Here is a 3,633-nt window from a genome sequence, read left to right on the forward strand (position 1 = left end):
TCCAGGGCTGCGCGCGACGCACGAGCTCGATGAGGTTCCCCTCGCCGATCTGCGCGTGGTAGAGGTCGAGGTTGAGTCGCAGCCCGGGGCTGTCGACCGCGGAGACGAGCGCGAGGGTGTCCTCGGCGCGGGCGAAAGGTGTGCCCGGGTGGTCGACGGCGGTGTTGAGGTTCTCGAGTGTGAACACCCGCCCGGCGCGCTCCCCGAGCTCGGCGAGACGGCTGAGCGTGTCGGCCGCGATCAGCCACTCGGCGCCGGTGACGACGTCGTGCGGCACGACGGGCAACCCGTTCGGGTCGAGTCCCGTGCCGTGGAGGTTCAACCGCGGCGAGTCGATGAGCTCAGCGGCCCGAAGGGACTCTTCGGCAGTCGCGAGCAGTTCGGCGATGCCGTGCGGCGTCGTGAGGTCGCCGCGCAGATATCCCGTCATCGACGAGAAGGTGGCACCCGTGGCGGCCAGCTCCGAGAGGTCCTTCGTGCTCCAGTCCCAGATCTCGACCTCGAAGCCGAGTTCGTGGATGCGGCGCACCCGATCGACGAACGGGAGGTCGCGGAAGAGCATCTCCGCGGAGGCCGCGAGACGGACGGGCATCTCAGGCCGCCGGCACGAGGATGTCGCGCACGAGCGCGTCGAGCTGGGCGTCGGCCTCGAGGAACTGCCGCAGGGTGTTGCGGGAGGCGCCGAACGTCGCGAACTCCTCCGGCGCGAGCCCGTCGGGCTCGTACGCGCGCCGGAACTCGCTGAGCGTCTCGAGCTCGGCGAGGATGTCCGCCGCAACCGGCACGTCGATGCGGTCGGCCACCGCGATGCGGTTCTCGTTGATGCGAGCCTGCCAGTCGAACGGCGGCGAGACGACGAGGTCGCCCCCGACCAGCTCCGACCACTGCAGCGCGTTGCGGAAGGCCGCCGAGAGGATGCGGCTGCGGTATCCCCGCTCCCGGAAGAGGTGATGCGCCCGCTTGAGAGCTGCCACTCCCGCCCAGTCGAGCACCCCGGGGGTGGTGAGGATCCGCTGCGCGTTCGCCCACTTCTTCAGCCAGTCATCGAGACGACCGCCCATGATCGTGACGACGTGACCGAACTCGCGCTCCTCGAGCCCGTCGGCCGCACGCCGGTCGAGTGCCCGCTCGAGCGCTGCTCCGACGGCGAGCGCCTGCGGCACCGTGAAGCTCAGCGTCGCGTTGATGCTGACGCCGCGGTACGCGGCCTCCTCCATCGCGGCCACGCCCGTCGCGGTCGCGGGGATCTTCACGATGATGTTCGGCGCGAGCGTCGAGAACTCGACCGCCTGGGCGACGAGGGCATCGCGATCGCGGTGGAGCCGCGGGTCGGTCTGGATCGACAGTCGCCCGTTGCGTCCGCCGCTGGCGGCGAAGGCCGGTTCGAGCAGCCGCGCCGCGGCCACCGACAGCTCGCGCACCGCCGCCCACCCGAGCTCCGACTCGCCCCACGTCGGATGCTCGTCGGCGAGCTCGCGCAGGCGGGGACCCCAGACATCCGGTCGCTTGGTGATCGCGGTCAGCGCGATGACCGGATTGCAGGTGGCTCCGACCGCGCCGAAGGCGATGGACTGCGCGAGCTCGTCGGGGTCGGCCGAGTCGTTCCAGAGCGAGGTGGGGGTGGTCGCGGCCGCGCGGGCGAGCGGGGCGTCGGTGTCGATGGTCATGGTGGATCCTCGGGGGTCAGGAAAGGTCGACAGGCACGATGACGCGCTCGGTCGCCGAGCGCTGCGCCGCGTCGGCGAGAACGAGCGCCGCACGGCCGTCCTCGAAGGTGGGGCTGGTGGACGCCTCGCCGCGGGCGAGCTTGATGAACTCGTGCAGCTCCGCCGCATAGGCGTCGGCGTAACGCTCGAGGAAGAAGCTCTGATACGGCGGACGGGCTTCGACGGCGGCGGCGCCCGAGACGCTCACGAGGCTCGTGGGCATGTTGGCGACCGACAGCGAGCCGAGCTCACCGAACGCCTCGATGCGCTGGTCGTATCCGACCGCGCTGTGGCGGGAGTTCGTGATCGAGACGATCGCCCCCGAGGCGGACCGCAGCGTGATGACGGCCGTGTCGAAGTCGCCGTGCTCGCGGGCGCCCGGGTCGAAGGTGGTGGTGCCCGTCGCGCTCACCTCGACGATGTCGGGCAGGAAGAAGCGCGCCATGTCGAAGTCGTGGATCGTCATGTCGCGGAAGATGCCGCCCGAGATGCCGACGTAGGCGGCGGGCGGTGCCGACGGGTCGCGGCTGATGATCGACAGCTGCTCGAGCGCACCGATCTCGCCCGCGTCGACCCGTGCCCGCACCTCGGCGAACGCCGGGTCGAAGCGACGGTTGAAGCCGAGCGCGACCGGCACGCCGGATGCCGCGACGCGGGGGCGCAGCGCGTCGACGCGGGCGATGTCGAGATCGATCGGCTTCTCGCACAGCACGGCGATGCCCGCGTCGATCGCACGGGCGATCAGGTCGACGTGCGTCGGCGTCGGGGACGCGATGAGCACCGCGTCGAGGTCGCCGGCGGTGAACAGCTCCTCGGCGTCAGCGGTCGCGATCGCGCCGTACGTCTCGGCGACGGCGCGGGCGCCGTCGATGAAGGGGTCGGCGACGCGCGCCAGCACGGCGTCGGCATCGGCGGCGATGCTCGCTGCGTGCACCTGGCCGATCCGGCCGGTGCCGATCAGACCGAAGCGGAGAGGGGTCGTCATGGTGGTGTCCTCGAAGGTCTCAGGCCCAGATGCGCAGGGCGTCGCGGTTGATCTGCTGGTCGGCGGCACGGTCGCGCTGGAACGCCGAGAGGGAGACATCCGGGCCGTTGAGCACGTCCTGCTCGACGACGATCCATCCGTCGTAATCCTGCGCGGCGATGGCGTCCATCACCGCGGCAAGGTCGACGTCGCCGCGCCCGAACGCCACGAACGACCCCGACGACCACACCTCGGGCATGCCGCCGCCGGCCGCGAGCACACGGCGCAGCTCGGCGAGATCGACATCCTTCAGGTGGAGGTGGTTGATGCGGGACCCCCAGCGGCGCACCGCGTCGGCCGGGTCGCCGCCCGCGATGAACAGGTGCCCGGTGTCGAGGGTGAGGTCGACGTTCACGTTCGCGAGGAACCGGTCGATCTCCGCGGGCGACTCCACGAACGTGCCGGCGTGGTGGTGGAACGTCGGCTCGAAGCCCGCAGCCCGCACGATGTCGGCGGCGCGCTCCGCGTTCGCGATCAGACGCTCCCAGGCCGCCTCCGCGAGGGGGTCGACCTCCTCGCCGCGCCCCGGGGCGCCGCGGCGGGCGACCGACCCGTCGTCGGCGAGGGTGGGCAGCGGCAGTCGCGCGGGCCCGGCGGCCGCGGCATCCGAGAACACCCGGAGGGCGGCGTGCAGCGACGGGATGCTGGCGGCGAACGCATCGTCGTCGGAGAACGGCAGCTGCACCCACCCGCCGGCGAGCGACAGGTCGTACTCGGCGAGACGGCGACGCAGCACGTCTCCCTCGCCGAGGAAGCCGAGGGGACCCAGGTCGACGCCCCGGTAGTCGGAGTCGGCGAGGATGCGCAGCATCGCGTCGGGACTGAGGGTCTCGGCACCCTCGGGGGTGAGCTCGAACACTCCGAAACTGACGGGTGCTCCGGCGACGGTGGCCTTCATCGCCC

The 3,633-nt window shown here is 71.7% G+C and carries 4 protein-coding genes; all 4 read right to left on the bottom strand.

Features of this window, described 5'->3' with window-relative positions:
- A partial coding sequence (locus ASG00_RS06245; protein ID WP_235559316.1) for a TIM barrel protein occupies positions 1-592 on the bottom strand: 592 nt, incomplete at its 3' end.
- Position 593: 1 nt separating this feature from the next.
- Positions 594-1,667, bottom strand: coding sequence for a transaldolase family protein (locus ASG00_RS06250; protein ID WP_056207623.1), 1,074 nt, complete (start codon positions 1,665-1,667; stop codon positions 594-596).
- Between the two features lie 16 nt (positions 1,668-1,683).
- The gene (iolG, locus tag ASG00_RS06255; RefSeq protein ID WP_056207626.1) at positions 1,684-2,691 is read right to left on the bottom strand and encodes an inositol 2-dehydrogenase; all 1,008 of its coding nucleotides are present in this window, start codon (positions 2,689-2,691) and stop codon (positions 1,684-1,686) included.
- A 19-nt stretch (positions 2,692-2,710) separates the two neighbouring features.
- Positions 2,711-3,633: sugar phosphate isomerase/epimerase family protein (locus ASG00_RS06260; protein WP_235559318.1), on the bottom strand; the 923-nt coding region annotated here is incomplete at its 5' end.

This window comes from Microbacterium sp. Leaf351 (genome assembly GCF_001423825.1).
Lineage (GTDB): Bacteria > Actinomycetota > Actinomycetes > Actinomycetales > Microbacteriaceae > Microbacterium > Microbacterium ginsengisoli.